Raw genomic sequence first — 23,165 nt, forward strand, 5'->3', positions numbered from 1 at the left:
GATATACTTGTGTGGGATCAATGATTAAACGTTACATCTTTAATCGAATTTTTATCCACAAAAACGTGTGCGTAAGCATAGCTGCCAATTTCGCCACCTGCAAAAAAATCGAAAACTTCTTCGTTACTAACGGCATCAAATGTTATGGTCTGGGGAATCCATGTAGCCTCTTTACCTTTAAGATTTACTTGCACAAACTTTGCGTTTAAATTAATATATATGTTAGTCGCGTATTCTTGCGGCGTCGTGTAAGCACCTTTTAGTTTTGTGGTAGCCAAATAAAACGTGATTGCGTATTTTCTACCAGGAGTCAAATTCTTAATTTTTGTTCCAGCATATGAGATATCGTTTACAGATCCATGGTTAGAAACTGTTACGACAGAATTTGCATTTGGGGCCGTCGGAACCGGAGGCAAAGGCTTCTCCCACGGAAAAGCGTTTCCTCCCCACAAATGCGTAAGGCTGGATGTGCCTGCCGGAATGAGCGGGTCAGCTTGGCCGGGGCCGAAGCTATATGCTTGCCAACCTGCGGGATATACTTCCTTCCCAACTGCCCCAATGGTCGGAGCGAAAAATGGTAACACATATGTCACGCCCTTGTGGCTTGAATGGATATTCTCCTGCTCTTGTTTCAGAGCTGGACTTACGGCCGCATCCTCCTTCGAGCAACTGCTCATAAACATCAAACAAGCCAGGCCAAGGCCGATCGGCAATTTTTGTAATAAATTCATTTTTGTCGTTTTTGTAGTTAAAGAATTGTTTCTGTTACTGGCTACAAAACAAGCTTTTAGATTACTATTTAATCGCTTTCAATGACTGTCCGGGCGTCCAGGGTTATTTGTCGGTTGAGAAAGGTACTGATGAAGACATTTGTGATTTTTGTATAGCAACTATTACTATAAATAGGGTGTGATATAACTTAATGTGAACGGGAAGTCGGTTGGATTTAGAGTGCGGTCGGTTGTGGGTGGTATTGGATGAAGGTTTTGGGGGAGAGGTGGAAGTGAAATTTTTTTATTAACTAGTGGCCAGAATAAAATTCCGGCCACTACTTCTTATAAGGGATCTTCTGGTAGCTGATATTCCTTGACGGAATTGTGATCGACAAAAATATGAGCATAGGCAAACTCACCTTGCTTACTTGTGTAAGCAGTAAAACTTATAATTTGTTCAAACCCCTTGGCTTCAACAATCATGGAAGTCTTAATCCATTTAGTTGGATTACCTGGGTCAATACCAATACCCGTTGGGGTCCCTAGTTCACCATTAGAATTACGAAGAGATACCTCAACTTCATTTGCATACGCCTTGGTAAAGTTATTTTGCGCAAGTTTGGAAACGGTGCTTGCTACATAAAAATCAACAGAGTAAAACTTGCCTGGTTTTAAGTTTTTGATTTTCGTTTCCACTGCAGATCGTTGGTTGGTTGATAAATGATTATCTGACCAAGTTGATTTTGCATGAGTGCTTATAGTGAGTATCGACGTTGCGTTGGGCACATTTGGAATCGGCTGCAACGACTTTTCCCAGGGCAATCCTTCTTTTCCAAACAAATATGTTAAGTTGGAAGTCCCTGTCGGCAATTCAACCAGATCATTTGAATAGGTCAGATCTCTTTGCCAGCCGGCTGGAAGGATATTGGATCCTGTCGGACCGTAGGTTGCCGGCATATTTGGTGCAACCGTTAAAATAGGCGGTATGCCACGCATACTCGCATCCGTCCTCTCATTCTTCGCCGGCTCCGGATTCTGCACATCCTCCTTCGAGCAGCTGCTCATCATCATTAAACCGGCCACACCTAATGCGACTGGTAATTTTTGTACTAAATTCATTTTTTACTGATTTGTAGTTAAACATTTGTTTGTTACTGGCTACAAAACAAGGCTTTATGAATGAGCAAGCCATTCACAATGAACAAGTGGAAGGTTACGGTTACTTCTCGGTAAAAAGCGGCATAGGATAGCAATTTTTGAACAGTAGTTATTCCCGATTGCGCTCGAAAATAGCCCAGTAGCTTGCCGCTAAATTCCAATAAGTACTAATTTATTTACAGGCCACTTTAATAGGACTAAATGCTCTCGCCCCATTTGCATTTCTCCAAACACTTTCCGAATATTCGCATTCCTATAATACAGTACAAATGAAAAACTTACACGATCTGCCCTGTTATGGTGCGGGACGGCGAAAGCCCCCGGATGTTTACTTAGTAACATTAGGACGCCTAAAACAGGGCACCCATTTTGCTGCTTTTTTGTCAAAGAATTGAGGCGATGAAGGCGGCTTAGGATATAATGTGTGTTTTTTAGAATGGCCAGGGCATTTACCTGTGGCCATTTTTTTATGTGTGACTTGCAGAGAACGTCAGCGTCTAAAGATGATAATCTAAACGCGCTTGACTATGAAAATTTACTAGTGTATATTTTGAAATGCTCTGATGAGAGTTATTATACTGGGGTTACGAATTGCTTGGAGCGGCGATTGGCGGAGCATACTTCCGGGCGTAAAGAGACGAGTTATACTTATTCCCGACGGCCGGTTGAGCTAGTATTTTCTCGGAAGTTTAAATATGTTAATGATGCTATTGCTTTTGAGAAGCAGGTTAAGGGTTGGAGTAGGAAGAAGAAGGAGGCTATTATAAATGGGTAATGGAATGAATTGAGCCCCTTATCGGAGTGTCACAACAGCACCCATTGGAAAATATATAGGGCGCGTAGAAAATAGCGCCTTTATAAAGCCTGTCACCCTGAGCGGAGTCGAAGGGGGCGTTACTGCTTGGTAGTAACGCCCCCTTCGACTACGCTCAGGGTGACAGGGGATGGGAGCGTTGTGCACTTCCCTTCGGCGGCTCGGTCCGCTCAGGGCGACAACTCACAACCCTACCCTTCCAAAACCAACTCCTCCCTCCTCTGTTGCTTCTTGGCTTTGCGCTTTGCAAAGCGCTCTTTCACTTTGTCAACGACGTAATAAACGCTCGGAACAAGGAAGATTGTTAGTAGCAGTGAACTTGTCAAACCGCCGATGATTACCCAGGCCATGCCGTTTTTTACTTCGGCACCGTCACCCGATGCGAGGGCGATGGGGAGCATACCGGCGATCATGGCGATGGTGGTCATCAGGATCGGGCGGAGGCGTTCTTTGCCGGCTTCAATTAATGCGTCTTTTAATGCGTGACCTTCTTCTTTCAATTGGTTTGTGAAATCGACGATCAGGATGGCGTTTTTGGCTACCAGACCCAGGAGCATGATCATACCCACGATCGAGAAGATGGTTAGGCTTTCCATGGTCAATGCAAGGGCGGTTAATGCGCCTACTAATGCAACCGGAATCGAGAACAATACCACGAATGGGTAAATGGTGCTTTCATAAAGGGCGACCATGATCAGGTAAATGAGCACGATGCCGAGTACCAGCGCCAAGCCCAGACTGCCGAATGCATCCGCCTGGTTTTTAAGGTCACCACGGTATTCGATAAAAACGCCTTCCGGCAGTTTTACACTAGCCATTTTGGCCTGAATGTCGGCTCCGATAGAACCGGATGGACGGCCAATTACTTGTGAATTAATACTGATAGAACCCAGACGGTCGATGCGTTGCAACACACTTTCGCCCATTCCTTCTTTGATGGTTGCGAATTGGGATAGTTCAAATGCTTGTCCCGCGCTGTTTACAAAACTGAGGTGACGGATATCGTCGGCGCTGGAACGGTTGAACTGGTCTAATGTTACCATAATATCGTATTCCTTGCCGTTTTCCTTGAATTTGGAACGGTCATCGCCCCGGAATGCGGTTTGCAATGCGGCGCCAACCTCGGCGGCGTTGATGCCGAGTTGTGACATTTTTTCACGGTCCAGTGACACACCTACTTCCGGCTTCGGATCATCTACGGAATAGTCCACGTTCGCGGTCCCCGGTATCGATGCTACAACTTCTTTCACCTGCGCAGCCACCTTTCGGATCGTTGGCATATCGGTTCCTTTTACCGCCACCTGGATCGGTGCCTGGTTGGCATTACCCGTGATGGAAGTGGGGGCAACCGTTACTTTTACACCTGGAATTTGCAGGATTTCTTTTTGAATTTGTGTACCAAAATCTTCCGAGGACATGGTACGATCCTTTTTATCAACCAATTGAACCGTTAAATCGGCAATATTGCTGTTGGAAGTTGTGCCTAAACCTGTGCTGCTGTAACCGACGTTGGTAAAGACTTTGGTCACTTCTTTTCTGCCTAACAATAGTTTTTCAACTTTCTGCGCAACCTGATTGGTTTGGTAAATGGATGCAGTTGGCGCCAATTCGACGGAAACATTCAACTCGCCGCGATCACTTTGCTGCATAAATGCTGCTCCGATAAACCCTCCCGGAACCAGTGCGATCGACCCTACGATCAATGCAAGAGACAGTATGAAAACATATCTCTTGTGACCCAAAACCCAGGTCAACATGCGGCCGTATTCGTCTTTGATCCGATCCAAAAACCTTTCGAAACCGAGGTTAAGCTTGCCCCAAAGCGTATTTTTATCCAAAATTTCAATTTTACCAAAACGCGAAGCCAAAAGTGGAGTAAGCGTAAATGATACGAACAAACTCATTAATGTAGAGAACACAACAACGAGGGAGAATTCTCTCAGAATGTTACCGATCAAACCGGAGGTTAATGCGAGCGGCACGAAAACCACGACGTCAACCAATGTGATCGCGAGGGCTGTGAAACCGATTTCTGCACGTCCATCCAATGCGGCCTGCCATCTGCTTTTGCCCATTTCCATGTGGCGGTTGATGTTTTCCAAAACCACAATGGAGTCATCGACCAGGATACCAACGACCAGCGAAAGGGCCATTAATGTCATCAAATTGAGTGAGAAACCTAAAAGGCTCATCAAAATGAAAGTCGGGATCATCGAAGACGGCAATGCTACAAGGATAAACATCGAACTCCGGAAGCTGTGCAGGAACATTAACATCACAATAGATACGATCAAAACCGCAAGTCCAAGGTCAAATACAACAGCATCGGCTGAGGCCAATGTGTAAATGGATTGGTCAGATGCAATGTTAAATTTTAAGCCCGATGAAGCATATTGTTTTTCCAATGTCGTCAAACGCTCGCGTGTCAACTTACTCACATCTACTGCATTGGCATCGGATTGCTTCTGGATTTGCAAAGCAACCGACGGCGCACCATTAATGTGGTTCACGGCAGTTGCGTCGGCAGTGCCGTCATAAACTTCGGCAATGTCTTTCAAAAATATTTGTCCGCCAGTCGAATTACGGCCTACTATGACATTTCTCAGATTTTCAACAGTGGTCAATTTCGCATCAAAACGGATCGAAAGCTGATCTTCCTGTGTCTTAACCTGACCTGCTGGATATGAAGTGTTTGCATTGTTGATCGCAGCCGAAACTTGGGCAATCGACAAGCGATATGCCTTTAATTTATCCTGGCTGATATTGACCTGAATTTGGCGTTCCGTTCCACCAATGATCGTTACCTGGCCTACGCCGGTTACGTTGGAAAGTTGTGGTTTCAGTTTGTCGTCTATCAGATCATATAGCGCTGATGGCGACATATTGGCCGTAACACCCATTCTCAAAACCGGGATTTCGTCGGTTGAGAATTTATTGATTACCGGACGATCGGCGTCATCGGGAAGCAGTGAAATTACTTGCTCCACTTTGCGTTGCGCTTCTTGCTGTGCCAAATCGACGCTGATGCCTTGTTTCAGCTGAATAATCACAGATGAAACGCCTTCCTGAGAAGTGGAATTGATCTGATCCAAACCCTCGATCGCCGAAACGGCGTCTTCAATGTGTTTGGTAACATTGGTTTCAACTTCGTCCGCAGCGGCACCCCGATACGTTGTCATAACACTTACAACATTGGCCTCAAATTTCGGCAACAAGTTGTAAGACAATTGTTTATAGCTGATCACACCAAATAGTATCAACACCGTGAATACTACTATGATGAAGAGCGGTCTTTTTACTGCTACTTCGGTGATTGACATAACATTCTGATTTGTTGATGGATACTATTTTGTAACATTAACTGCCGCACCTTCGCTTAGGTTGATCTGCCCTGTTGTAATCACCGTTTCACCCGATTTCAAGCCTGACAAAACTTCAATATTGTCGCCCAATTCGCGACCTACCTGGATCTTGCGTTGTTTGGCAACACCATTCTCAACTGTGTACACATAAGGATTGCGCACGCTTTCCACCAACGCACTTCTCGGGATCAGCAATGCCTGCTGGCTGCTTTTCTGGCTGAATTCAACACTTACGAATGTTCCTGCGCGCAACTGATTGGAATTTTTAATCACAATCTCCACCGGATAATTGTGCGATTCATCGCCCTGCGGCGCAATGTAAGAGATCACGCCATCGATCTTTTTATCAGGAAAAATGCTTGAACCCACTTTCACATGCTGACCTTCTTTCAACTTATAAACATCGTTTTCAGAGATCATAACTTGCACTTTCAGGCGGGAAACGTCCAGAATTGTTCCTAATGAAGTTCCTATATTCACAAATTCACCCGGCTCAATGTTCTTCTTGATCACGCGGCCGCTGATCGGAGCTGCGATGGAAGCGTCATTGATCTGTTGTTTGATCTGCTCAGCCTGATTTAGTGCGGTTTCGTAATTGTATTTGGTATCGGTTACCTGCACTTCTGTCGCAGCATTACCCGCCAAAAGTTTGTTATAACGATCTGTGTCTTTCTTCAACTTATTGATATTAAGCTCAGTAGCTTGCAACGAAAGCTCTTTCAGCTTACTATCAACCTTAACCAGCGTTGCGCCCTGCGACACGTAAGTTCCAAGGTCATATTTAACAGCCATAACCTTACCGGCAGAGGTCGCCATAATTTCAGCTTGTTTGAACGGAATCAGACTTCCCGTGCGAACCAATTGCTGGTCCGTGCTGCCTTCTTTTACGGCAACAGCGGTCACCGGAATGGTCACATTCTTGTTGTCTGGCATTACTTTCTTTGCGTCCATCTTGGACTTGTTGGCCACCAGACGGAAGCCGATCAGTACACCAATGATTGCGATGGAGCCGATGATGATGAGTTTTCTTTTCATGGTATTCTTAATATTGAAATCTTGTTATGGCAGTGTTGAATAAAAATTGTTGAGTGTGCCTTGTGACTGTTCGATGCCCAGTTTAGCCTGGTAATAGCTTAGCATTGAATTGATATAATTGCTTTGCGCTTCTTTATAAGAGGTTTCTGCATTGAGCAGGTCTGATAAGGTTACGGTGCCTTCTCTGTATTGCAATGTGGTTACGTCGTAAACTTCTTTGGCCAGAGTCACATTACTTTCGTCGTTTCCAAGGTTCAGTTTGGCTTTTTGAAGCTGTGTTGTTGCGTTATGATTTTGCAGCTCGTAATTCTGGACATTCAATTTTAGCTGTTCATTTTGTGTTAAAAGATTCAGATCAGCTTGCTTGTATTGGGCGTCCCTTCTGAAACTATCGAAAATCGGAATGGACAATTTCACGCCTATCGCACCGAAACTAAACCAGTTGCCCCACGACTCACCCAGGTTTTGACCCAGTGACTGCATGCCGTATCGGCCGTAAACGGACAATTTGGGAAGGTAACCCGCTTTAATCCGCTGTTTTTCCAGGGATTGCAGTTGCATGTTAATGTTCTGGATTTTGAAGTCGGTAAGGTTAGCGGCATCAAATTTTTCTGGCTCCACCAATTTGAATGGCTGGTTTAATGGGTTGTCTGTCAGTTCGAGCTGTTCGGCAAGTGGCATTCCCATTTGGAATTTTAGCTGGTTTTGAGCCAGGATTAAATTGCTTTCTGCCAATGTCAACTGTGATTTGATGTTATTCAAACTCACCTGCGTGCGATCGAAATCTACTTTTTTAATGACGCCATTATCCAGTTGCAGCTGCAAGGTGCCAAGTATTTGCTGGGTTTTATCGAGGTTATCTTTTAAAAGGTCAATTTGTGCGCTGGTGACAAAAACCTGATAATAAGCGTCGGTGACATTGAATATGATGGTTTCCTTGGTCTTCTGAGCATTTAACGCAGCGTTTTCAAGGTTCGGCTTGTTAGCTTTGATTCCCACCAGCAATGCCTGGTCGAAAATCACCTGGTCCGCTTGCGCCGAAACGTTGGTAGAGTATTTCGTTCCCAGCGCAACGCGACGATCTTCTCCGCCAAAAAGCGCTCCTGGCAATACGGTCGATTGCAGCTTAATGTTATCATCCAGTGCCCCGCTGCCCGCTACTTGCGGCAAATAACCCGCTAAGGCCTCACGACCCTGTTGCACGGCAATGCTTTCCTTGTACTGAGCAATCTTCACATTGCCATTGTTCTTGATCCCGTAAGCAATGCAATCTTTCAGGCTCAGGCGTGTTTGCGCCCACGAGGGGCCAGCCGTTGCAACGAATGCCAGCATTGCTATGATCCATTTACTTTTCATCTTTTCTGATTATTAATTTTTGTGGCTAATGTTGTATTTAGTTGATAGGTCTACTGGTGATATATCAACTATTTATTTAAAAAATTTTATTTTTCTGCTACGGCTGCTACTCTGTCCAGATAACTCATAAAAGTTTTCCGTTCCTCCTCGGTGAAATGTTCCATCACGCGGTTGTCGAAGGCAATCACTAATGATTGAATCCGCTCACAGACAAACTTCCCGCTCGGTGTTAATGTTACAAGGTTCTTTCTTTTATCCTCTATATCACTTTCAATTTTTAAAAATCCGTCTTTGTGCAATGTCTGCACAGAGCGCTGGATTCCCGCTTTATCTTTTTGAAGCACATTAGCAATGTCCTGCTGCGTCATGGCGTGCTCCTGGAAATATACAACCATGAGTATAGGCAGCTGCTCAGCCAGCACCGGAATCCCTTCCTGAACCAACTGCGCATTCATTTTTTTGAAAACAATCTTCGTCACAACGCCCAGCTTAAATTGCAGGGAGTTTTTCATGTCTTCCTTTATGTTCAAAAAAAATTTAGGATGTGTCGTGTTCATGATGCAAATGTATAATACGTTGACATATCAACCAAATGTTTATTAAAAAAGTTTTTGGAGGCCAAAAACTTTTTTAATGTGCTTACTTACTCAGCGTCTTAATCAACATGCCTTTCGTCACCTTGTCCGAAAGCGACATACCATTAATGATCGCCAACTCATCCATTTGCTTGTCCTGCTGGTTATTATCCTTCAAGGCATCTTTCAAAGAACCATCGCGTTGCACGGTTTTAATTCTGATGCGGTCGGGCTGGCGATTGAGAATGTTGCCATCCGTAACCGACTTGAAACCTTGTGCAATGGATTTGAACTGACCAACACTTCCACTGAAATTCGCAGCTTGCGCCACGCCATGAATTGCGTAAATATTGCCGCCATATTGAATCAGCCAGGTTGCAACCTGAATTGAGTTCGCTGTGGGTGCAGCTTGCTGACCAGTTTGCGTCTGAGCGGCTTGTGTGGAAACCATCACGATGGCAGGATTGCCGTTGATGGAAGTTTTTTCGTTTTCAGACACTTGTAAGCTATAATTTTTGACCACACCCTGAGCCGCCTCTTCCAGAGTTTTTCCAGGTGCAATGGTGAACAGCACCATGGATTTTCCATCTTTTGCAGCCATCTGGAACTGCGCCGGTGAATTTTCATACTGCCAACCGCTCGGAACGGGAAACTGCAATTTCAACTCTGGATGGTAAAACGTATTATTTTCTACAAATCCCTGCTTAGGGTCGGTTCCATAAATGATGCCTTCTATTTTACGCAAATATGCATCGCGGTTCACATTGTATTTAGCCGGATGCTCTTTCTGATATTCCGTAGCCAACTTTTCTACTTTTGTCTGTCTGCCGCCCGGATCCGGGTGTGTAGATTGGAAAGTAGGAATCGTCTGTCCGCTTTTCTCACTGATTTTTTTCAATGTTCCAAAAAAATCGGCCATCTGGTGTGCATCATAGCCGATCTTGCTGGAATATTCCACACCGATTTTATCCGATTCGGTTTCATGTTCGCGGCTGTAACTTAAAAGCAAAAGGCCCAAAGCCTGTTGCGTCTGATCTGCCAGTCCCCTCACTGTTTCAGAAAGCACCATTCCGGCTAGCAGCCCAACCTGCCCAAAGATCTGTGAAGTTTGCTGGCGAGCCGAATGCCTCGCCGTAATGTGGCCAATCTCGTGCCCCAAAACGCCCGCAAATTCTGCTTCATTGTTAAAGTGCGCCATGATACCCCTTGTAAAGTATACGTAACCGCCAGGCACAGCAAAAGCATTGACAACCGGGGAGTCTACAATAAAGAATTGATATGGTAAATCGGGCCTGTGAGAGACATTAGCCATGGCTTTCCCCTTCTCATTAATAAAGGATTGCAGGTTTTTATCATCATAAATACCCATTGTAGCCACAATCGAGGTATGGGATTCGGCGCCAAGCGCTATCTCCTTTTCCTTCGACATAAAGATTATTTCCTTCTTACCGGTAACCGGATTTTTGGAGCACCCGGACAGGAAACCTGCGCTCAGGAGGCACACAAGGATGTGAAATTTCATTTTCATACAATTAAAAAAAGAAAGACTAAACGAGAGAGTTATTCAAAATTAAACGTCTACGCTATTAACGAAAGAATCATGCCAATTGGGAAGTGGGCAGGATGCGTCCGGTTTGCAAACTAAATATATTTTATATTAACTGTGCTAATTATCTAAATTACGCCAAATTGGTATAGAGTTTTTCAATGAAAAGCCGACGCCGGTTCAGCAAGGACAACTGAAATTACATTTACACTATGCATTCGAAAAAAAGTATTTTCAGCCTGTTACCTTCCTGGTTGGTACGCTTCGACTTCATGGGCGTTTTCGAGCAGGATCCGTTTGGCAACTACTTGATTATCAAAAGAATAATTATTTTTATCATTGGTTGGTTTACTTATTACAGATATACCGCAGTTAATAAAATTGAGATTATTGGAAGCGATCAGCTTATCGAACTTCCCGATAACGGCGTACTTTTCCTGTCTAACCATCAGACGTATTTTGCAGATGTCATTGCTTTTTACCACATTTTTTGTGCTACCAAATGGGGCTATAAGGACACCATATCGCCTCCATTTTATTTGTTTTCTCCCCGCGCGCGATGTTATTATGTAGCCGCTTCCGAGACCATGAAAGAAGGCATTCTTCCAAAATTATTCAGCATTGGCGGCGCTATTACCATTGAACGTTCCTGGCGCGCAAATGGTGAAAATGTGAAGCGACAGCTCGATAATGCTGCGCAGGACAAAATCGGAATGGGCCTGAAACATGGCTGGGTCGTAAGTTTTCCACAGGGAACCACAAAACCTTATGCACCGGTGCGGAAAGGGACGGCACATTTGATCAAAGATCACCAGCCCATTGTAATCCCTGTGGTTATCAACGGTTTCAGAAGAGCATTTGATAAAAAAGGTTTACGGTTTAAAAAAAGGAATACCAAGCTGACAGTGCATTTTAAACCGCCCATGCATTTCCTACCAGACGAATCGCTCGAAAGCATGATTGATCGCGTTACGAAGGCGATTGAGCAGGAAGCGCCTAAGGATGGAGCAGCAGCTATTCCCGTAGCCTGACATCCGGATATGCAATCTCTGCGTAAATAAGTCTCGATATCCCACACAACATTCTAATGAAGGGCAAAAAAGTACTAATTACCGGCGGAACAGGGCTGATTGGCAAAAGGCTCACTCAATTGCTGCTTGAAAAAGGCTATGAGGTGGCATACCTGAGTCGCAAAAAGACCAGCATTCCGGCTGTTCAAGTTTTTGAGTGGAATGTTGATAAAGGCTATATCGAGGAAGGTGCGCTGGAAAATACGGATTACCTGATCCATCTTGCTGGCGCAGGTGTCGCGGACGAACGCTGGACCGAAGAACGCAAAAAGCTTATCATTTCCAGTCGTACGGAAACCATTGAACTGATCCGGAAAAAGTTGGTAGAAAAAAACATCCGGCCCACCGCATTTGTCTCTTCTTCGGGAAGCAGTTATTATGGTGAAGACACGGGCAATGTGCGTAACACCGAAAATTCGCCTCCTAACAATGATTTTTTATCGCATGTAACAGTCGTTTGGGAAAAAGCGGCCGATGACATTGCAGCATTAGGCATAAGAACCGTGAAACTCAGGACCGGAATTGTTCTAAGTAATGAAGCCGGAGCAATCCCAAGAATGGCTGCTCCGGCGAAATTCGGCTTTGGTGCCCCCCTGGGTTCGGGTAAGCAATGGATTTCCTGGATCCATATCGATGACCTTTGCCGAATGTATATTGCAGCCCTGGAAAACGAATCGTGGGATGGCCCTTACAATGCCATTGCAAGTCAGCCGGTGACAAACGAGGAGCTTACCAAACAAATCTGTATTGCGCTTAACCGGCCGCAATGGCTGCCCAATGTTCCCGCATTTGCCTTGAAGATGGTTTTTGGAGAAATGGCAAGCGTAGTTTTAGGCAGCAGCTATCTGGTTAATGAGCGAATCACAAAGGAAACCAGTTTCCAATATCACTTTAATGAACTTGACAAAGCATTAAAAGACATTCTGGCCTGATTTAGGCGATTGCAGCCGGTTACTATTCTTCTTCCTCTTCTTTTTCTTCTGCAGTCAAAACCTGAACAGTTTCAAGCCATTTATCTCTCTGTAATTTGGCCTTAAAATTATCCATTACATTCAATTGAATGTTACCATTGCTGAATGTAGACATTTGCAAACCCACAAAAGCCAGCGCTTCATTTAACCTCGCTTCCAGCGGTGTGCTGGTAAAAATGCAATCGTTCCAATACCATTCCAACGACTCCCCGGCCACTTCCTCCACAATGTCGATGTAATCTTGTAATGAATAACCAACAAAAGGCTTTCCAAAGCGCGCCCATAGTAATTGCATTACTGTATCAAGCGACTGCGTATGATTGGTTTTTTTCCTTAAATAAAGATCCAGGATAAGCGCCACCAATGCCCCTTTGTGATAAACAGACACCTTTCGGTTTGGAATGCCTTTTTCGTAACCATCCAGCCAAAGGTCAAAAGACGAATCTGCGAGCGACTGCGTTGCATGCGAGCTGCTTTCGAAATGCCTTTTCATGTAAACCTGTAATTCCTTGATGTAGTTTTCTTCTGTGAAAACGTCTGCACGTTTCAGGAAAAGATCGCCATAATAAGTGGTGCAGCCTTCCGCGACAAAACACGTCCGAAAATAATTTTCTTTGGTAAAATCATATGGAAGCAACTCAGCAGGCCTTATGCGTATAATGTTCCACGCGTGAAACAACTCGTGCGAGCTCACACCTAACAGATCGGAATAAAGCCCTTCGCCCTCGTCATCAGGCCCCAGAACAATCATTGTAGAATTATGATGTTCAACCCCATGATAGAAGGCGGTTGGCAAGATCAAATTAAGGAAATGATAGTCCTTCTCAGGAAACTCGCCCATAGTCGCGATCTGCTCACGAGAGAACCGGCGGAAATCACGTTCGATTCTCCACCAATTTGGCTGCAAGTTACCATGCATCCAAATCGAAAATTTAACACCACGAACCTGATAATCACATTTTTGCAAACTTTCAGACGCAAGTAACGGGCTGTCTACCAACTGATAAAAATCCTTTGCCTTTAATACATTTCCCACAGCAGGAAGTCCGCAAGCAATCTGGTAACCCTCTGGCAATTCAAGCTGAATGGTGTAGGCCTCACCAATACGCCCCTCAGTATACATGCAGAAGTTGATGAAATTGAGATACCACAATTCCTCATCTACGTAACTGCTTCCCGCATTTTGAATGGCTGCATAAAATGTATAGCGGATCCTGACTTCTTTTTCACCCGCCGTTGCAACCTGCCAGCGGTCTTTCGTTACTTTATGAATGGGGAGATTCTGATCGGTTGCGGAGATCGCTTCAATAAATTGAATATTTTTGGCGAAATTTTGTATTTCATATCGTCCGGGTCTCCAAGCAGGAAGCTGAATTTCGATAACATCTGCATCAATTTCAGGTATAGTGTAAGTAATGTTGATGAGATGAGACTGCGGATCAGATACGTAAATATTATAATGCATAGAGAATGAAAGGTAATTTGAGGAGTGGGTAGCACTAATTCAGGTGTAAACCAAAATCCGCGATTTCTACGTTACCAGTTACAATGTTATAAAATAAACGATTTTAAGATGAAAAGTAAAATCCTCCTGTTATGCACGGTCCTGTTTAGCATTATAATCAGTCCGGCATTAATGGCACAAGATGATGAATATTACCGCCCCGACTCGCTCCGAAAAGAGAAAACCGAAGAAGTAGAAAAGCCGCCGGTTGAACAAAGAGAACTGATTGAGAAAAAACCACTAGCCGAATTCAAAGACCGCCCCTTCGTGGACAGAGTGCGGTTAGGCGGCAGTTTTGGGCTAAGCCTGGGAACGGTCACCAATATAAACCTTTCCCCTATGGCTGGTTACGAACTCACCGAAAAGCTGGTGGGCGGCGTAGGCGTGACAGGAATGTATTACAAATCGCGCTACTTTGGTTTCAATGAATTCTATTATGGAGGACGGGGTTTTTTAATGTACTCCATTTTCCCGATGGTCAATGTCATTGCGGAACTGGAAGGTATGAATGTAGAAGTGGATACTTTTACAAAATACGATACACGCAAATGGATCGCGTCGCCCATGCTGGGAGCGTCCTATTCGCAGCCGTTAGGTGCCCGGTTTATAAAGGCCGTTCATTTCACAGCATTGTTTAATTTCAATTATAACAATCAGCTCGATGATTACGGGAATAACATTTCACCTTACGGCAGTCCGTTTGTGTTTCGGATCACATTCCTTTAAAGATTCTGGTTTATACTATATAATAATGAACCACTGTGCCACCGCAGTGGTTTGATTTTTTACCACCTACATGAAAGCTTGCTGCGAAGCCTGCTACAATTTAATAACTGATATTATGGAAAATCCCGTTCTGATTTTTGGTGCCGGCGACCTGGGCGTTCAGGCATTGGATATATTTAAAAGAAACAATGTACTCGTTTACGGCCTTCTGGATGATCATAAGGAGTTGCATGGCAAGGAATTCGGAGACGTGAGCGTGTTGGGAAACACGGACGATGCTGGCTTTTTAAGCATATTAGGAAGCAAATGTGAGGCATTTGTTGCAATAGGTGAACGCTCGGTTCGCGAAAGGCTTGTGGAAACACTTACCGACGAGTACAAAACAATGCCGATCAATGCGATCCACGACAGCGCATTGATCTCTGAAATGGCAACAATAGGCCATGGTAACCTCATTGGTGCGCGGGTAACTGTTGGTGCGAAGTCGAAAATTGGGCATCATTGCCTCGTGCAGACCGCCGCTGTTGTGGACACCTGGGCGCAAGTTGGCGATTACGTGACGATTGGAGCAGGGGCCATTATCAATGACCGTGTAAAAGTCGGCGATGGCGTTTTTATCGGTTCCGGGGCTATTATCGTAGCCGGAATTGAGATAGGCAAGAATGCACGGATTGGTGCTGGCTCGGTTGTGGTTGAAAATGTGCCTGCCAAAGCTACTTATTTCGGGAATCCTGCGCGTAAGATCTGACGCCAATAAAATTCCCCCATAGTTTTTTTATTAAATCGAAAGACATTACCTTTGCAGTCCTTTTGACAGAAAAAGTGAAAGAGCTAAGTAAATACAACATAGACATTTACGGTTTGGAAGACAAACAGTATGCCTATGAAATGGAGTCGGGAGATGCATTTTTCCAGGAGCTGGAACAGGATCTGATCGAGTTTGGCCATTTCAAAACGCATGTTGTGCTCAACAAATCTGCGACTATGATCCAGCTTAATTTTCACACAGTTGGAAGCGTAACGCTCACTTGTGACAGGAGTCTGGAACCATTTGAGGAACCGATTGATCAGGATGATCGCATTATTTTAAAGTTTGGCGATCATAATGAGGAGTTGACGGACGAGATCGAGATCATCAATCGCAATACGAACAGGATTAATGTAGCCCGCTACATTTTTGACTTTATAGCATTAGCGCTTCCCGTCAAAAAAATCCATCCGGACCTGCGGGACGAGGAAGAAGAAATTGATCCGTTGGATGAAGCCGACGGCATTTTGGTTTATTCCTCAGAGGATGTTGAAACCGAAGAAACAGAAGAAGACGAAAAAATAGACCCTCGCTGGGAAGCCCTAAAAAAGCTAAAAGGCGAAAACTAAGCTAGTCAACAGGTGGACTGGCAAGAGAACGTTAACCGTCGGTTTAAACCGACGGAAAAAGAAAACAACAATAAAACAACTTACAGAACATAAAGCATCATGGCACATCCTAAGCGGAGACATTCCACAACCCGTCGCGATACGCGCAGAGCACATGATTTCCTTACCGGAAAACAATTAGGCACTGATTCTTCGACAGGAGAAATCCACCAATTCCACCGTGCGCACGTTCACGAAGGCAACTTGGTTTACAGAGGTAAAGTTGTAGTTGAGAACTACTCCAAAACGGTTTAGTATCAGTCGATGAGTATACCAATTTCGCAGCAGCCGTATAAAAGTTGTTGCGAAATTCTTTTTTACTACGGCACATCTGCTAAATTTACACCTTCGATTTCTAACTTATTAGTCTAAAATAACAGCGTGTAAATGAAAATTGCGGTAGATGCTATGGGGGGAGATTTAGCTCCACAGGCAATTGTTGAAGGGGTTATTCAGGCCGCTTCTGAACTACCATCCGAGGCGAGAATCGTTTTAATTGGCCGTGAAAGTGCGATTTGGGACATTTTTAACCAAAACAATTTCACTCCTACTAATATTGACGTCGTTCACGCAGAAGATGTTATTGAGATGGGGGAACATCCAACCAAAGCCCTTTCTCAAAAACCGAATTCCAGCATCGGGATCGGTTTCAAGCTTCTGAAAGAAAAGGAAGTTGACATATTCTGTAGTGCCGGTAATACAGGCGCTATGCACGTAGGAGCGCTTTTTAGCATTAAGGCGATCGAAGGAATCATAAGACCAGCGATTGCAGGATTTGTACCACAGGTTGGTGGCGGATATTCGATTATGCTGGATATTGGCGCTAACGCCGATTGCAAGCCAGAAGTGCTTGCACAATTTGGAGAAATAGGCTCTATTTTTGCTCAATATACTTTTCAGATAGATAAGCCTCGAGTAGCCCTGATGAACATTGGGGAAGAAGAACAAAAAGGTTCTCTTACAACCCAGGCTACTTATCCCCTGCTCAAACAAAACAAACGAATCAATTTTATAGGAAATATTGAGGGTAAAGATCTCTTTACCAATAAAGCTGACGTAATTGTTACAGACGGCTTTACAGGCAATGTCTTATTTAAATTGGGCGAATCATTTTACGAAATTTCTAAGCAACGAGGTTTCAGCGATGAATTCGTAGATCAAACAAATTACGAATCCATTGGCGGAAGCTCGATCATTGGTGTGAATGGCAATGTCATGATCGCCCATGGGATATCATCGCCGGCAGCAATAAAAAATATGATCGGCTGGGCGTATAAGCAAGTTAAGTCGAAAGCATATTTGCATATTGCGCAGGCATTGAATTAATTTCCAATTGCTGACAACCACGAAATGAGTAAATTGATTCTGTTCCCTTTTACAAAAACCTATTCGGATTTTGAATAGTTAAATTTATCATGACCCATATAAGAGCCTCTATAACAGGAATACAAGGGTATGTGCCTGATTATATTTTGACAAATGCTGAACTTGAAACAATGGTTGCGACAAACGACGAGTGGATCGTCAGCCGCACCGGCATCAAAGAAAGGCATATCCTCAAAGGCGAAGGTTTAGGGAGTTCTCATATGGGTGCCGAAGCTGTAAAGGGATTACTTGCCAAAACAAATACCCTTCCCAGTGAAATTGACCTGCTGATCTGCGCTACTACAACCCCTGACTTTGTTTTTCCCTGCACCGCCAATCTTATCTGTGATATGGTAGGGATCAAAAACGTAGGAAGTTTCGACATTCAGGCAGCCTGCTCAGGTTTTGTTTATGCACTCACCCTTGGCTCTCAGTTTATTGAGACTGGAAAATATAAAAAGATAGTTATCGTAGGCGCCGATAAAATGTCCGCGATTGTCGACTACACCGACCGTAAAACCTGCATTTTATTTGGTGACGGAGCAGGCGCTGTTCTGCTTGAACCAGATACCGAAGGAAACGGAATCATTGATTCTATTATTAAATCAGATGGCGCGGGTTATCCGTATCTGAACCAAAAAGCAGGAGGAAGCCGCTATCCGCCCACACATGAAACCGTTGACGCGCGTTTGCACCACGTATTTCAGGATGGCGCCCAGGTATTTAAGTTTGCTGTGACCAATATGGCTGATATCTCGGCTGAGATCATGGAGAAGAATGGCCTTAGCGGTGATGACGTCGCATGGCTTGTTCCTCACCAGGCAAACAGAAGGATCATTGAAGCAACTGCGCACCGCATGGGTGTGGGAATGGATAAAGTAATGGTGAATATCCAGAAATATGGAAACACGACCTCTGCAACCATTCCACTATGTCTCTGGGATTATGAATCACAATTAAAAAAGGGTGATAATCTCGTACTCGCTGCCTTTGGAGGCGGATTTACGTGGGGTTCCATTTATTTGAAATGGGCCTACGGCGAATAAAATATCAATACTAATTTTTGAATTAAAATGGCAACTACCGCAGATTTGCGTAACGGATTAGTGATCAATTTCAATCACGATCTTTTTCAAGTAATTGAATTTCAGCATGTTAAACCTGGAAAAGGCAATGCATTCGTGCGTACCAAGCTGAAAAGCCTTACTTCGGGCAAAGTTTTGGACAATACATTTTCTTCCGGTGCGGGCATCATACCTGTTCGTGTAGAAAGACATAAATTTCAATATTTATACAAAGACGAAGTAGGTTTCAATTTCATGAATGCCGAAACGTTCGACCAGGTTCTGATCGATGAAAAGCTGGTTACCAATGCCGATCTGATGAAAGAAGGGCAGGAAGTTGAAATCCTGATCAATACGGAAACAGATGCAGCACTTCTTTGCGAATTGCCGCCATTTGTGGAGCTTGTTGTGACATATTCTGAGCCTGGCTTAAAAGGCGATACAGCTAACTCTCCTAAAAAAGCCATTGAGGTGGAAACCGGCGCAAGGATTATGGTTCCTTTGTTCATTGAAGAAGGACAGAAAATTAAAGTTGACACACGCACCTACGATTACGTAGAAAGAGTAAAATCATAATTTCGTAACCTGTGTAAGGTAAATGACCTGGCTTACACGCTTATAACTGAGCCTCAACGGATCAACGCCCACAGTTTAATATTTACTAAATGGAAACCAAAGAAATCCAAAAATTGATTGACTTCATTGCCCAATCGGGACTTGATGAAGTGAACATTGAAACAACAGACCTTAAAATAAAGGTGAAGCGCTATGGTTCTGCACCAACAGCATCATTGTCTTCATCGCAAGCGGCACCAGCTCCTTCGTACGCGCCAGTTACGCCTACAACGGCTGTTACGCATTCCGCTCCTACCGAGCCAACGGTTTCCTCTGAACCAGCATCTTCCAATCTGATTACTATAAAATCGCCAATGATTGGCACATTCTATCGCGCGTCAAGCCCGGAAACACCTGCATTTGCGAACATTGGCGACGAAATTAAGCCAGGCAAAGTGGTTTGCGTGATTGAAGCGATGAAGCTTTTCAACGAAATAGAATCTGAAATCTCAGGAAAAATCGTAAAAATACTGGTTGAAAACGCCACACCGGTAGAGTTCGACCAGCCGTTATTCCTTGTAGAGCCTGTTTAAGGCAATGGACGATCTGTAAAACTTAATTGATTTTCATGTTTAAAAAGATACTCATTGCAAACCGGGGCGAGATCGCCCTGCGTGTTATCAGGACCTGTCGTGAAATGGGCATCAAAACGGTTGCTGTTTATTCCACAGCCGACCGTGACAGTCTCCATGTTCGCTTTGCAGATGAAGCCGTTTGTATCGGCCCGCCGCCAAGCCGCCAGTCCTATCTGAGCATTCAAAATATCATTTCAGCAGCCGAAGTTACCGGCGCAGATGCAATACACCCGGGTTACGGGTTCCTGTCTGAAAATGCTGAATTCTCTCAAATATGTGCCGATTACGGCATCAAATTCATTGGTGCAACTGCCGCCCAGATCAATGGAATGGGTGATAAAGCAACTGCAAAAGCAACCATGATCACAGCCGGCGTTCCTGTCGTTCCGGGTTCGGAAGGGCTTTTGGAATCGGTTGAACAAGGCAAAATGCTGGCAGAAGGCATTGGTTATCCTGTTATCGTAAAGGCAACTGCCGGTGGCGGTGGTCGCGGAATGCGGATCATTAATAAGCCGGACGAATTCGAAAAAGCGTGGAATGATGCACGGACGGAATCTGCTGCAGCATTTGGAAATGACGGATTATATCTTGAAAAATTCGTAGAAGAACCTCGCCACATTGAAATTCAGATCATTGGAGATCAGTTTGGTAAAGTTTGCCACTTATCCGAGCGCGATTGTTCTATTCAGCGTCGCCACCAGAAACTGGTTGAAGAAACACCGTCCCCGATCATCACAGACGAACTACGCGAAAGAATGGGCGCAGCTGCCATCAAAGGTGCGCAAGCCATCGGTTACGAAGGCGCAGGAACGATTGAGTTCCTGGTTGACAAACACGGCGAATTCTTCTTCATGGAGATGAATACCCGTATCCAGGTAGAGCACCCCATTACTGAGGAAGTTACTGATTTTGACCTGATTAAGGAACAAATTAAAGTTGCAGCCGGTGAGCCAATTTCGGGCGTTAATTATACGCCCAAGCTGTTTGCAATGGAATGCCGCATTAATGCTGAGGATCCGGCCAACAATTTCAGACCAGCTCCTGGTAAGATCACCAACCTGCATTTCCCTGGCGGTCACGGCGTTAGGATCGACAGCCACGTTTACAGCGGCTACACCATTCCACCAAATTACGATTCAATGATTGCCAAGCTGATCGTCAGCGGGCAGTCACGCGAAGAAGTGATTACGCGTATGAAGCGTGCATTGCAGGAATTTGTCATCGAGGGAATCAAGACAACCATCCCTTTCCACATTAAGCTCATGGATGACCCGGGTTTTAAATCCGGAAATTTCACAACAAAATATCTGGAAACATTCGACTTTTCGACGCTTTAAAGCGGTGATGATTTCAAAAAAAGGCTGCCAGTGCAAAACTGGCAGCCTTTTTTTTTCGCAACACGATTAATGTATCATTGCGAGCATTTTTGTAGTGGCGTCAAGTCCCTCTTTAATGGTCCTCACCGACGGCGTCCCGTGATAATAACCCGCTAAATGCAGTGTATCGTAAGCTTCGTTTAAGTAAGACAGCAATGTCTTGTTGTACTTCCTAAGCCGGTTACGATAATCTTCAATGCTTTTAGGCTTTGCAAATCTGTCACCTTCTCTTTTCCTCAGATATTCATCAGCAATCATCAGGGCAGCACTATATGCGGTCCCGGAAGCCATCTGAACATATTTAATGTCTTTGTACTCAATCCCTTCCTTCTGGGCCTTCGTACTCAAAATTTCCCGCGCATTAGCGAGATACCTGTCAATTTCCGGATAATCCATGTGCGTGTATTTGTTTGTTAATCATTAAAATTAGTATCTCTATCTTGGAGTTTCCTGGAAAGATAACAAATTTCAAATGAACAAAAATAGCCCGAGCATCAGGCTATTTTTGTATCTCTCTTAAACAGTCGCCGGCAGTGAATATGGCGCTCTGTATTTTCTTGTCAAATACTTGTTAGCATCGTCGTCATTTACAAATTTTTCCGTTTTTGGATCGAAGGTTAATGCTCTTCCGGTGCGGTATGCGATGTTTCCGAGATGCGCCAGGCCGGATGATAAGTGAGCGGTTTCTACCGGGCCGTTGACCATCTTTGGATCTTTCGCGATAACAGCGTCTATGAAGTTTTTATAATGGTCACCGCCTGCTTTGCGCGTTGGGCCGGGCTTCTTTTCTTTTCCAAGGAATGTTTCGTAGAAATCGTAGCCTTTTACCACCATATAGCCCTCGGAACCGTAAAAAATGTTCCCTATTCCAGTGCCGCCTTCGTCATTGGTCATCCAGGGGCGCACTTCAAATTCAATGATCTTTTTTTCTTTGGGATACACAAATGACGAGGTCAGCACTTCCGGCGTTTCCTTTGCATCATTCCACAAGAACTTGCCGCCCGAAGACGTGATCTTTTCAGGGAAACTGTCGACGCCGAGACCCCACATACACATATCCGTTTCGTGAATGCCCTGATTTCCAATGTCTCCGTTGCCGTAGTTCCAATGCCAGTGCCAGTCATAGTGCACATAATTTTTGGAAAAAGGCTTCATTTCGGCGGGACCCGTCCAAAGATCGTAGTTTAGTCCTGCCGGCACGGGTTCGGTGCCTCTGTCGCCAATGTCCGGCCTCCATTTGTATACCAAACCTCTGGCCATATAAACATTACCAATCAATCCGTCCCGCAAATGCTTTACTGCTTCCTGCAAAGCCTCTGAGCTGCGTAACTGGACGCCGTGCTGGACAACTCTTTTGTATTTATGAGCGGCTTCTACAAGCTTCCGTCCTTCGCTAAGATTATGAGAACCAGGCTTTTCAACATATACATCCTTCCCGGCCTGACATGCCCAGATAGCGGCCAATGCATGCCAGTGGTTAGGCGTTGCAATGCTGACCGCGTCGATTGTTTTATCTTCAAAAACCTTCCGAAGATCGTTTTCCGTTTTGACTTTTTTACCCGTTTTCTCCTCAAATTCCTTTGCCCGCGTTTGCAGCACATTATTGTCGGGATCGCAAAGCGTTGCGACTTCAACATTCGCCAGATTCGTAAATCCTTTGATATGGTCCTTTCCGCGGCCATTAACTCCAAGCACCGCTACGCGCAAACGGTCATTCGCACCAAATGCACTTGCCGGGATAATGTATGGAATGGAGAGCGCAACTGCGGCCCCGGTGGAATTTTTGATAAAATCCCTGCGCGAAACTTCGTTCTGTTTATTCATATTCGGGAGATTTAGGATGGGAACAAGACGAGACTGAATGTTAAGACTATATAAATGAGACGATTATTTGGATAAATCCCCTTAGTAACCGATTATAAAT

At 44.5% G+C, this 23,165-nt stretch carries 22 protein-coding genes; 12 read left to right on the forward strand and 10 right to left on the reverse strand.

What is annotated here, in order from left to right; genetic code table 11:
- Window positions 1-17: 17 nt before the first annotated feature.
- Both B5X68_RS23645 and B5X68_RS23650 read right to left on the reverse strand, forming a co-directional pair.
- Window positions 18-731, reverse strand: coding sequence for a hypothetical protein (locus tag B5X68_RS23645; RefSeq protein WP_082217244.1), 714 nt, complete (start codon window positions 729-731; stop codon window positions 18-20).
- Between the two features lie 324 nt (window positions 732-1,055).
- Window positions 1,056-1,832 (reverse strand): hypothetical protein, encoded by a 777-nt coding sequence (locus tag B5X68_RS23650; RefSeq protein WP_141110398.1) that lies wholly within the window; start codon window positions 1,830-1,832, stop codon window positions 1,056-1,058.
- Between the two features lie 508 nt (window positions 1,833-2,340).
- Here B5X68_RS23650 and B5X68_RS23655 point away from each other — a divergent pair.
- Entirely contained in the window at window positions 2,341-2,646 is a 306-nt protein-coding gene (locus tag B5X68_RS23655; protein ID WP_082217246.1) for a GIY-YIG nuclease family protein, read from the forward strand.
- Window positions 2,647-2,876: 230 nt separating this feature from the next.
- Here B5X68_RS23655 and B5X68_RS23660 read toward each other — a convergent pair whose 3' ends face one another.
- The 5 genes from B5X68_RS23660 to B5X68_RS23680 form a co-directional block, all read right to left on the reverse strand.
- Window positions 2,877-6,005 carry an efflux RND transporter permease subunit gene (locus B5X68_RS23660; RefSeq protein ID WP_082217247.1) on the reverse strand — a complete coding sequence of 1,043 codons (3,129 nt, stop codon included), beginning with the start codon at window positions 6,003-6,005 and terminating at the stop codon, window positions 2,877-2,879.
- 24 nt (window positions 6,006-6,029) lie between these two features.
- Window positions 6,030-7,082: an efflux RND transporter periplasmic adaptor subunit gene (locus B5X68_RS23665; protein ID WP_082217248.1), complete on the reverse strand. Its 1,053-nt coding sequence runs from the start codon at window positions 7,080-7,082 to the stop codon at window positions 6,030-6,032.
- Window positions 7,083-7,106: 24 nt separating this feature from the next.
- Window positions 7,107-8,438: a TolC family protein gene (locus B5X68_RS23670; protein ID WP_082217249.1), complete on the reverse strand. Its 1,332-nt coding sequence runs from the start codon at window positions 8,436-8,438 to the stop codon at window positions 7,107-7,109.
- 86 nt (window positions 8,439-8,524) lie between these two features.
- Window positions 8,525-8,950: a MarR family winged helix-turn-helix transcriptional regulator gene (locus B5X68_RS23675; RefSeq protein ID WP_229208541.1), complete on the reverse strand. Its 426-nt coding sequence runs from the start codon at window positions 8,948-8,950 to the stop codon at window positions 8,525-8,527.
- 127 nt (window positions 8,951-9,077) lie between these two features.
- On the reverse strand, window positions 9,078-10,541 hold the full coding sequence (locus B5X68_RS23680) for a M48 family metalloprotease (RefSeq protein ID WP_082217251.1): 1,464 nt from the start codon (window positions 10,539-10,541) through the stop codon (window positions 9,078-9,080).
- Between the two features lie 230 nt (window positions 10,542-10,771).
- On the opposite strand from B5X68_RS23680, the gene B5X68_RS23685 reads away from it, so the two are divergent.
- Entirely contained in the window at window positions 10,772-11,590 is an 819-nt protein-coding gene (locus B5X68_RS23685) for a lysophospholipid acyltransferase family protein (protein ID WP_082217252.1), read from the forward strand.
- A 56-nt stretch (window positions 11,591-11,646) separates the two neighbouring features.
- Window positions 11,647-12,561 (forward strand): TIGR01777 family oxidoreductase, encoded by a 915-nt coding sequence (locus B5X68_RS23690; RefSeq protein WP_082217253.1) that lies wholly within the window; start codon window positions 11,647-11,649, stop codon window positions 12,559-12,561.
- Window positions 12,562-12,583: 22 nt separating this feature from the next.
- On the opposite strand, the gene B5X68_RS23695 is transcribed toward B5X68_RS23690, so the two are convergent.
- Window positions 12,584-14,065, reverse strand: coding sequence for a M61 family metallopeptidase (locus B5X68_RS23695; RefSeq protein ID WP_082217254.1), 1,482 nt, complete (start codon window positions 14,063-14,065; stop codon window positions 12,584-12,586).
- Window positions 14,066-14,173: 108 nt separating this feature from the next.
- Between B5X68_RS23695 and B5X68_RS23700 the strand changes: the two genes are divergently transcribed.
- From B5X68_RS23700 to accC, 9 genes are all read left to right on the forward strand, one after another.
- Complete coding sequence (locus tag B5X68_RS23700) at window positions 14,174-14,830, forward strand: hypothetical protein (RefSeq protein WP_082217255.1); 657 nt, start codon at window positions 14,174-14,176, stop codon at window positions 14,828-14,830.
- Window positions 14,831-14,945: 115 nt separating this feature from the next.
- Complete coding sequence (locus B5X68_RS23705; protein ID WP_082217416.1) at window positions 14,946-15,578, forward strand: acetyltransferase; 633 nt, start codon at window positions 14,946-14,948, stop codon at window positions 15,576-15,578.
- Between the two features lie 74 nt (window positions 15,579-15,652).
- Window positions 15,653-16,207 carry a YceD family protein gene (locus B5X68_RS23710; RefSeq protein WP_229208542.1) on the forward strand — a complete coding sequence of 185 codons (555 nt, stop codon included), beginning with the start codon at window positions 15,653-15,655 and terminating at the stop codon, window positions 16,205-16,207.
- A gap of 99 nt (window positions 16,208-16,306) precedes the next feature.
- Entirely contained in the window at window positions 16,307-16,501 is a 195-nt protein-coding gene (rpmF, locus tag B5X68_RS23715) for a 50S ribosomal protein L32 (RefSeq protein ID WP_082217257.1), read from the forward strand.
- 132 nt (window positions 16,502-16,633) lie between these two features.
- On the forward strand, window positions 16,634-17,572 hold the full coding sequence (gene plsX, locus B5X68_RS23720; RefSeq protein WP_082217258.1) for a phosphate acyltransferase PlsX: 939 nt from the start codon (window positions 16,634-16,636) through the stop codon (window positions 17,570-17,572).
- An 89-nt stretch (window positions 17,573-17,661) separates the two neighbouring features.
- Window positions 17,662-18,657 (forward strand): beta-ketoacyl-ACP synthase III, encoded by a 996-nt coding sequence (locus B5X68_RS23725; RefSeq protein WP_082217259.1) that lies wholly within the window; start codon window positions 17,662-17,664, stop codon window positions 18,655-18,657.
- A gap of 27 nt (window positions 18,658-18,684) precedes the next feature.
- Entirely contained in the window at window positions 18,685-19,251 is a 567-nt protein-coding gene (efp, locus tag B5X68_RS23730) for an elongation factor P (protein WP_082217260.1), read from the forward strand.
- Window positions 19,252-19,340: 89 nt separating this feature from the next.
- Window positions 19,341-19,823, forward strand: a complete 483-nt coding sequence (gene accB, locus B5X68_RS23735; RefSeq protein WP_082217261.1) for an acetyl-CoA carboxylase biotin carboxyl carrier protein — start codon at window positions 19,341-19,343, stop codon at window positions 19,821-19,823.
- A 35-nt stretch (window positions 19,824-19,858) separates the two neighbouring features.
- Window positions 19,859-21,202 carry an acetyl-CoA carboxylase biotin carboxylase subunit gene (gene accC / locus B5X68_RS23740; RefSeq protein WP_082217262.1) on the forward strand — a complete coding sequence of 448 codons (1,344 nt, stop codon included), beginning with the start codon at window positions 19,859-19,861 and terminating at the stop codon, window positions 21,200-21,202.
- 66 nt (window positions 21,203-21,268) lie between these two features.
- Here the strand turns inward: accC and B5X68_RS23745 are convergent, their stop codons facing one another.
- Together B5X68_RS23745 and B5X68_RS23750 are read right to left on the reverse strand one after the other, a co-directional pair.
- A complete protein-coding gene (locus tag B5X68_RS23745; protein WP_082217263.1) occupies window positions 21,269-21,637 on the reverse strand; it encodes a DUF5618 family protein in 369 nt (122 codons plus the stop codon).
- A 120-nt stretch (window positions 21,638-21,757) separates the two neighbouring features.
- Window positions 21,758-23,065: a Gfo/Idh/MocA family oxidoreductase gene (locus B5X68_RS23750; RefSeq protein WP_082217264.1), complete on the reverse strand. Its 1,308-nt coding sequence runs from the start codon at window positions 23,063-23,065 to the stop codon at window positions 21,758-21,760.
- Window positions 23,066-23,165: the final 100 nt, after the last annotated feature.

The sequence above is a fragment of the Dyadobacter psychrophilus genome (assembly GCF_900167945.1).
Lineage (GTDB): Bacteria > Bacteroidota > Bacteroidia > Cytophagales > Spirosomataceae > Dyadobacter > Dyadobacter psychrophilus.

Bases quoted from the DNA above. Each gene is read 5' to 3' on its own strand.
- efp (WP_082217260.1), top strand. From the start codon at position 18,685: ATGGCAACTACCGCAGATTTGCGTAACGGATTAGTGATCAATTTCAAT.
- accB (WP_082217261.1), top strand. From the start codon at position 19,341: ATGGAAACCAAAGAAATCCAAAAATTGATTGACTTCATTGCCCAATCG.
- B5X68_RS23675 (WP_229208541.1), bottom strand. From the start codon at position 8,950: ATGAAAAACTCCCTGCAATTTAAGCTGGGCGTTGTGACGAAGATTGTT.
- B5X68_RS23655 (WP_082217246.1), top strand. From the start codon at position 2,341: ATGTGTGACTTGCAGAGAACGTCAGCGTCTAAAGATGATAATCTAAAC.
- B5X68_RS23660 (WP_082217247.1), bottom strand. From the start codon at position 6,005: ATGTCAATCACCGAAGTAGCAGTAAAAAGACCGCTCTTCATCATAGTA.
- B5X68_RS23745 (WP_082217263.1), bottom strand. From the start codon at position 21,637: ATGGATTATCCGGAAATTGACAGGTATCTCGCTAATGCGCGGGAAATT.
- B5X68_RS23665 (WP_082217248.1), bottom strand. From the start codon at position 7,082: ATGAAAAGAAAACTCATCATCATCGGCTCCATCGCAATCATTGGTGTA.
- B5X68_RS23645 (WP_082217244.1), bottom strand. From the start codon at position 731: ATGAATTTATTACAAAAATTGCCGATCGGCCTTGGCCTGGCTTGTTTG.
- B5X68_RS23695 (WP_082217254.1), bottom strand. From the start codon at position 14,065: ATGCATTATAATATTTACGTATCTGATCCGCAGTCTCATCTCATCAAC.
- B5X68_RS23670 (WP_082217249.1), bottom strand. From the start codon at position 8,438: ATGAAAAGTAAATGGATCATAGCAATGCTGGCATTCGTTGCAACGGCT.
- B5X68_RS23690 (WP_082217253.1), top strand. From the start codon at position 11,647: ATGAAGGGCAAAAAAGTACTAATTACCGGCGGAACAGGGCTGATTGGC.
- accC (WP_082217262.1), top strand. From the start codon at position 19,859: ATGTTTAAAAAGATACTCATTGCAAACCGGGGCGAGATCGCCCTGCGT.
- plsX (WP_082217258.1), top strand. From the start codon at position 16,634: ATGAAAATTGCGGTAGATGCTATGGGGGGAGATTTAGCTCCACAGGCA.
- B5X68_RS23705 (WP_082217416.1), top strand. From the start codon at position 14,946: ATGGAAAATCCCGTTCTGATTTTTGGTGCCGGCGACCTGGGCGTTCAG.
- rpmF (WP_082217257.1), top strand. From the start codon at position 16,307: ATGGCACATCCTAAGCGGAGACATTCCACAACCCGTCGCGATACGCGC.
- B5X68_RS23750 (WP_082217264.1), bottom strand. From the start codon at position 23,065: ATGAATAAACAGAACGAAGTTTCGCGCAGGGATTTTATCAAAAATTCC.
- B5X68_RS23725 (WP_082217259.1), top strand. From the start codon at position 17,662: ATGACCCATATAAGAGCCTCTATAACAGGAATACAAGGGTATGTGCCT.
- B5X68_RS23700 (WP_082217255.1), top strand. From the start codon at position 14,174: ATGAAAAGTAAAATCCTCCTGTTATGCACGGTCCTGTTTAGCATTATA.
- B5X68_RS23680 (WP_082217251.1), bottom strand. From the start codon at position 10,541: ATGAAAATGAAATTTCACATCCTTGTGTGCCTCCTGAGCGCAGGTTTC.
- B5X68_RS23650 (WP_141110398.1), bottom strand. From the start codon at position 1,832: ATGAATTTAGTACAAAAATTACCAGTCGCATTAGGTGTGGCCGGTTTA.
- B5X68_RS23685 (WP_082217252.1), top strand. From the start codon at position 10,772: ATGCATTCGAAAAAAAGTATTTTCAGCCTGTTACCTTCCTGGTTGGTA.